General features: G+C 36.5%; 6 protein-coding genes and 1 riboswitch. Of the genes, 3 read left to right on the top strand and 3 right to left on the bottom strand.

The window, feature by feature from the left end; genetic code table 11:
- Positions 1 to 144 precede the first annotated feature (144 nt).
- The 3 genes from BFA01S_RS20650 to BFA01S_RS20640 all read right to left on the bottom strand — a co-directional run bounded on the left by BFA01S_RS20650 (position 145) and on the right by BFA01S_RS20640 (position 3,569).
- Entirely contained in the window at positions 145 to 1,155 is a 1,011-nt protein-coding gene (locus BFA01S_RS20650; protein ID WP_082800114.1) for a TAXI family TRAP transporter solute-binding subunit, read from the bottom strand.
- Positions 1,156 to 1,276: 121 nt separating this feature from the next.
- Complete coding sequence (gene metC, locus BFA01S_RS20645) at positions 1,277 to 2,458, bottom strand: cystathionine beta-lyase (RefSeq protein ID WP_066235387.1); 1,182 nt, start codon at positions 2,456 to 2,458, stop codon at positions 1,277 to 1,279.
- On the bottom strand, positions 2,448 to 3,569 hold the full coding sequence (locus tag BFA01S_RS20640) for a methionine biosynthesis PLP-dependent protein (RefSeq protein ID WP_066235385.1): 1,122 nt from the start codon (positions 3,567 to 3,569) through the stop codon (positions 2,448 to 2,450). The genes metC and BFA01S_RS20640 overlap by 11 nt, the downstream gene beginning before the upstream one ends.
- Before the next feature lie 129 nt (positions 3,570 to 3,698).
- Positions 3,699 to 3,817: riboswitch (SAM riboswitch) on the bottom strand.
- Between the two features lie 196 nt (positions 3,818 to 4,013).
- Between BFA01S_RS20640 and BFA01S_RS20635 the strand changes: the two genes are divergently transcribed.
- The 3 genes from BFA01S_RS20635 (at position 4,014) to BFA01S_RS20625 (ending at position 5,778) form a co-directional block, all read left to right on the top strand.
- Complete coding sequence (locus BFA01S_RS20635; RefSeq protein WP_066235383.1) at positions 4,014 to 4,733, top strand: alpha/beta hydrolase; 720 nt, start codon at positions 4,014 to 4,016, stop codon at positions 4,731 to 4,733.
- A 102-nt stretch (positions 4,734 to 4,835) separates the two neighbouring features.
- Positions 4,836 to 5,354 (top strand): YjcG family protein, encoded by a 519-nt coding sequence (locus BFA01S_RS20630; RefSeq protein ID WP_066235382.1) that lies wholly within the window; start codon positions 4,836 to 4,838, stop codon positions 5,352 to 5,354.
- 1 nt (position 5,355) lies between these two features.
- The gene (locus tag BFA01S_RS20625) at positions 5,356 to 5,778 is read left to right on the top strand and encodes a GNAT family N-acetyltransferase (RefSeq protein ID WP_066235379.1); all 423 of its coding nucleotides are present in this window, start codon (positions 5,356 to 5,358) and stop codon (positions 5,776 to 5,778) included.
- Positions 5,779 to 5,846: the final 68 nt, after the last annotated feature.

The raw sequence follows: 5,846 nt of genomic DNA, 5'->3' as shown, positions 1-5,846 counted from the left end.
CTGATAGAAGTTTCACTTTATATGATACTTAATAATCAAAAAGATCCCCATCCTAAGATTCTGAAAAGGACAAGAAAAATAGGTGAGGATCAGCTGCCCGTAAAAAGATCCGGCCAGCAGTTCATCTAATACTTGAATATCTGCTTACTTCGTGCCTGCTTTTTCATCTAACTCATCGAAATATTTAGCTGCACCCGGATGTAATTGCATATTACCTAAACCTTCCCGTGCTGTTTCAGCTGTAATAAACGTACCTTTAGCATGTGTAATTTTATCTGTATTTTCATACAATGCTTTCGTCATTTCATATACTAAATCTTCCTCTACGTCCTTTTTAACAACTAACATTGCTTTAACCGCTACTGTCTTTATATCTTCCTTAATACTATATGTTCCGTTTGGAACTGTTTCTTCCGCATAGTATGGATACTTTGCAATTAGTTCTTTTATTTTCTCATCAGTAATTGGAACAATTACGATATCATTTTGTGCTGATAATGCTTCTACTGCACCAGTTGGCGTACCAGCCGTAATAAATGCAGCATCAATATTTCCCGCTTGAATGCCATCTGCTGACTCATCAAAAGATAGATTTTGAGCTTTTATATCTTTATCAGACAAACCATGAATTTCTAATATTTGCATTGCATTAATATAAACGCCAGATCCAGGAGCACCTACTGAAACTTTCTTCCCTTTTAAATCTTCAATAGATTTAATTCCCGATTTTGCTGTCGTTACGAGCTGTACTGTTTCCGGATAAAGAGTGCTGATCGCTTGAATATTATCAATTGCTTTATCTTTAAACATCTCTTTTCCTTCAATTGCATATGCTGCAATATCTGTTTGTGAAAATGCTATTTCTGCATCACCTGCTCTTAATGTTTCCATATTCTCTGCAGAAGCACCAGATGTTTGCGGTGTAATATTTGCAGCCGTGTTATCTGAAATAATCTTTCCAATTTGTCCGCCAAGAGGATAATATGTACCGCCAGTTCCACCTGTTAATAGACTTAGATTTTTATTTCCGCTGCCGCTCTTTTCTTCGCCTGCTACTCCTCCGCTAGTCTTCTCTTTTCCTCCACTACAGGCAGCAAGAACCATTGTAAGCGTTAATAACACAACAAATAAAAAACTCTTTCTAAGTTTTTTCAAAATCCTTCCCCCTTTGTAATATTTATGTAATTGTTTGTAAATCTATCATAACATGAGGAATATTAATAGAGTCAAAGGATTTCATACCCAAAATAAAGACAAAAAGCCACAATTAAGTGGCTTATCGTACAAGGTTCTTTTTCGGTTGTGGCAGTTTTGCAAGAGCATTGTCTAAATCACGGATTAAATCATCAACATTTTCTAATCCGACACTTAAGCGCAGAACTCCATCTGTAATCCCGCGTGCGTCACGTGCTTCCTGTGTCATAGCAGCATGGGACATTTTTGCTGGATAAGAAAGAATTGTTTCAACTGCTCCTAAGCTTACTGCAAAAACTGGCAGTTCCAAATGTTTATGCAATGTTTTAACTGCTTCTCCATCTTCAAGCTTGAATGATAGAACAGCACCAGGCCCATCTGCTTGTACATTTTGAATATCATAGCCCGGATGATCTTTTAAACCAGGATAATATACTTCTAAAACTTTATCATTCTTACTTAAAAATTCTGCAATTTTTTGTGCCGATTTGCTTGAATGTTCCATACGAACATGCAATGTTTTTATTCCTCTTAACACGAGCCATGCATCTTGAACACCTAACACTGCACCGAATGCATTTTGCAGTTTATATAATCTTTGTCCTAATTCAGGGTCTTTAACAGCTGCAAGCCCTGCAAGCACATCGCTATGACCTGCTAAAAATTTCGTTGCACTGTGAAGAACAATATCAACACCTAAGTTTAATGGACGTTGTAATGCAGGTGTCAAAAATGTATTGTCAAGGAATGTCAGACAGTCATTTTCCTTCGCTATTTCCACAACTCCACGAATGTCTGTCACTTTCAAAAATGGATTTGACGGTGTTTCCATATAAATAACTTTCGTATTCGGCTGAACTTTAGCTCTCACTGCATCTAAGTCTGTCATATCAACGAAAGAATGCTCGATTCCGAATCTTGTAAGCACTTCTGTTACCATTCTGAATGTACCGCCGTACACATCTTCTGTAACAAGAACGTGGTCACCTTGAGATAACAGCAGGAATGCAGTTGAAATAGCAGCCATTCCTGATGAAAAAGCAAAGCCTCTCGTTCCGTCTTCCAGTTCAGCAATCGCATTTTCAACTGTTTCTCTCGTTGGATTTCCTGAACGGCTGTAATCGTATTTTCCGAATTCTTCAACATCAAATTGATGGAATGTTGAAGAATGATTGATTGGGACACTTACTCCCCCTGTCGCACGATCAACTTTTGCATCATTATGAAGTAATTTAGTTTGAAATGACCAATTATTATCGCTCAATCGTTTCTGCTCCCTTCATCTTAACAAATGCTTGTTTTAAATCCTCTTTTAAATCTTCTACGTGTTCTACACCAACTGAGAAACGTAGAAGTCTGTTACAGACACCATTTGCAATTCTAATCTCTTCCGGAATATCCATATGTGTTTGTGTTGCCGGATACGTTATTAAGCTTTCGATTCCACCTAAGCTTTCAGCAAAACAAATAATTCCGATATTTTTAAGGAATGGATTGATCCATTCTTCACGCTCTAAACGGAATGAAAGCATACCGCCTTTTCCTGGGTATAATACGTCTGTTACTTCCGGCTGTTCCTCTAGGAACTTAGCGATCTCTTTTGCATTTTCTTCATGCTGTCTCATACGAAGAGATAATGTTTTCATCCCTCGAAGCAATAACCATGAATCAAATGGGGATAATACCCCGCCGATCGCATTATGGTGATTTGCCATTTCCTCTGAAAGCTCTTTTCCCTTCGTAACAACAAGACCAGCTAAAACATCATTATGCCCGCCTAAATATTTCGTCGCACTATGCATAACGATATCAGCGCCATCTAGAATAGGCTGTTGAATTAACGGAGTGTAGAACGTATTATCGACGATAACTAATAAATTATGGCGTTTTGCAATTTTACAAAGCTCTTTAATATTCGCTTCCTGCATTAATGGATTTGTCGGTGTTTCCACAAATAATGCTTTTGTATTCGGATTAATTTTCTTTTCCATTTCTTCTAAATTTTGAAAATCATCGTATTGGAATGTTAATCCGTATTTTACCCATTCTCTCTCAAATAGACGGTATGTTCCACCGTATAGATCAGCTGAAACGATCAGGTCATCCCCGCTCTTAAATAAAGCCATAATCGTTTGAATAGCTGCCATACCTGAGCTGAATGCATAACCTTGGTCCCCATGCTCTAATTTAGCAATTGCTTTTTCGACTAATTGACGTGTCGGATTCGTTGTTCTAATATAATCAAATCCAGTTGACTCTCCGATTCCAGCATGGCGAAAAGCTGTAGAAAAATGAACCGGTGGTGCAACTGCTCCTGTTACCGTTTCACTGCGGTTTCCTATTTGTGCTAAGATTGTTTCTATTTTCTGACTCATTTAAAAACACCATCCTCATAATTGTAGTAGTAAAATAAGCGTGAAGAAGTTGCTTGACAATCTTTTTCTTTAACTAAAAAAGCCTCCTTCGTTTAAGAAGAAGACTGAATTTTTATAAGATCTGGCTTCTCCTTATCTCTCAAGCTAAAACGAGATACCGCTTGCTGGATTTAGCACCTTGGCAATAAAAAAATTGACCGGTTGCTGAAGCTTCATAGGGCCAGTCCCTCTGCCTCTCTAGATAAGAAAATATGAAATTATGACTACCTTTATCAGTTTACCCGAATTTTTTCAATATTGCAATAGTCATTGTTCTGACTCCAAAATAAAGAAATAACTACCTATTTTACGACTTTAAATTGAGCATAGTTACACTATTTTTGTAACTATTCATGGTAAAATATAGTTAATGATTTAAGAAATGGCCAGAAGGAGGATTCCACGATGAAACGAATTGGAATTGTAAGGGAACAATCTTTCTATTCTGAAGCATTGCAGGAAGAGATGACACTTCTTATCTACTCACCTAGAAACTTTTCACCTTTTTTACATTATAATTTACTTATTGCTCAAGATGGTCTCGACTATTTCCGCTTCGGCCGCATTGCCAGACAAGTTGAAACCTTAATGGAAGAAGATATGAAACAGTTAATTATTATTGGTATCCCATATATTAATGTAGATGACCGCAAGGAAAAGTATCATCCAGATGGTCATAAATTCGAAAAATATATGAATTTTTTAACAGATGAGCTAGTTTCTTACTTAGATAATCAATTTCCGGCACTTAAAGGAAAGTCAGAATATACACTAATAGGAGACTCTTTAGGTGCAACTGTCTCTTTAATGGCAGGTCTCTTACAGCCTGCTGTTTTTACAAAGCTTATCTTACAATCTCCATATGTGAATGAAGCTGTACTACAGGCAGTTGAAAACTTTACCTCCTCTTCCTCTCCAGTCATTTATCATCAAATTGGGGATAAAGAAACAGAGGTAAAAATGATGGACGGATGTGTAAAAGATTTTCTCACACCGAACAGAGAACTGAATAAATTGCTAACACAAAAAGGTTTTTCAAGCTTTTATGAGGAATTTAAAGGGGAACATTTATGGAAATATTGGCAGGCTTCATTAACACCTATCTTTAGAACAATGTTTAATTAAATTCGACTTTTATTAAGTTTTAACAACTAGTATGAATGAAAGTTTCACTTTATTATTTTTTTGTTATACTATATTTATCAAAAATTTCAAGGAGGGAATACTATGAAATATGGAATTGTTCTTTTTCCATCAAAGGAAATCCAGGATGCTGTAAATTCATATCGTAAAAGATATGATACGAACTACGCTTTAATCGCACCTCATGTTACAATTAAATCTGCATTTTTTGCGACTGATGAAGAAATTAAACCGATTGTTCAAGAGCTTCATAAAATCGCTGAGGATACACAGCCAATCAAACTAAACATCCAAAAAGTAAGCTCATTTTCACCTGTTAATAAAGTCATTTATTTAAAAATAGAACCTACTAAGCAATTGCTCGACCTTCACTCTAAATTGCATAGCGGCATCTTAGATGAAAAGCCTGAATATTCATTCGTTCCGCATATTACAGTTGGGCAAAATCTATCTGAAGATGAACATTCTGACGTTCTTGGCAGCTTAAAAATGCGTAATTTTGAGCATGAAGAAACGGTTGACCGCTTCCATCTTCTTTATCAGTTAGAAAATGGAACTTGGACCGTTTATGATACTTTCTTATTAGGGAAGGAATGCAATTAACTTGGAAATAAAAATCGTTACGACAGACAAACAACTAGAAGATGCTTTCAACATTCGTAAAATTGTTTTCGTAGAAGAACAGAAAGTACCAGTCGAAGAAGAAATCGATCAATTTGAAAACGAAGCCGATCATCTCGTTCTCTATGATGGAGAAAAGCCAGTCGGTGCAGCCCGTTTTCGAATTGTAGATGAATACGGTAAACTAGAGCGAATCTGCATTTTGAAAGACTACCGTAATAAAGGTGCTGGGTCTCTCATCATGGAATATTTGGAAAAGCTGGCAAGCCAAAAGGGTTTAAATAAACTTAAATTAAATGCGCAAACGAAAGCTATTCCATTTTACGAACGATTTGGATATAAAACTGTTTCTAAACTCTTCATGGACGCAGGTATTCCCCACGTTACAATGACAAAGATAATATAAAGTGAAACCTCCATCAGTGGAGGTTTTTCTTATCCTCTACTGATGGTTAGTTGAGGCCTACAGGATGT

This window comes from Metabacillus fastidiosus NBRC 101226 (genome assembly GCF_001591625.1).
Taxonomy (GTDB): domain Bacteria; phylum Bacillota; class Bacilli; order Bacillales; family Bacillaceae; genus Metabacillus; species Metabacillus fastidiosus.
This window is presented reverse-complemented; position numbering and strand designations above follow the sequence as displayed.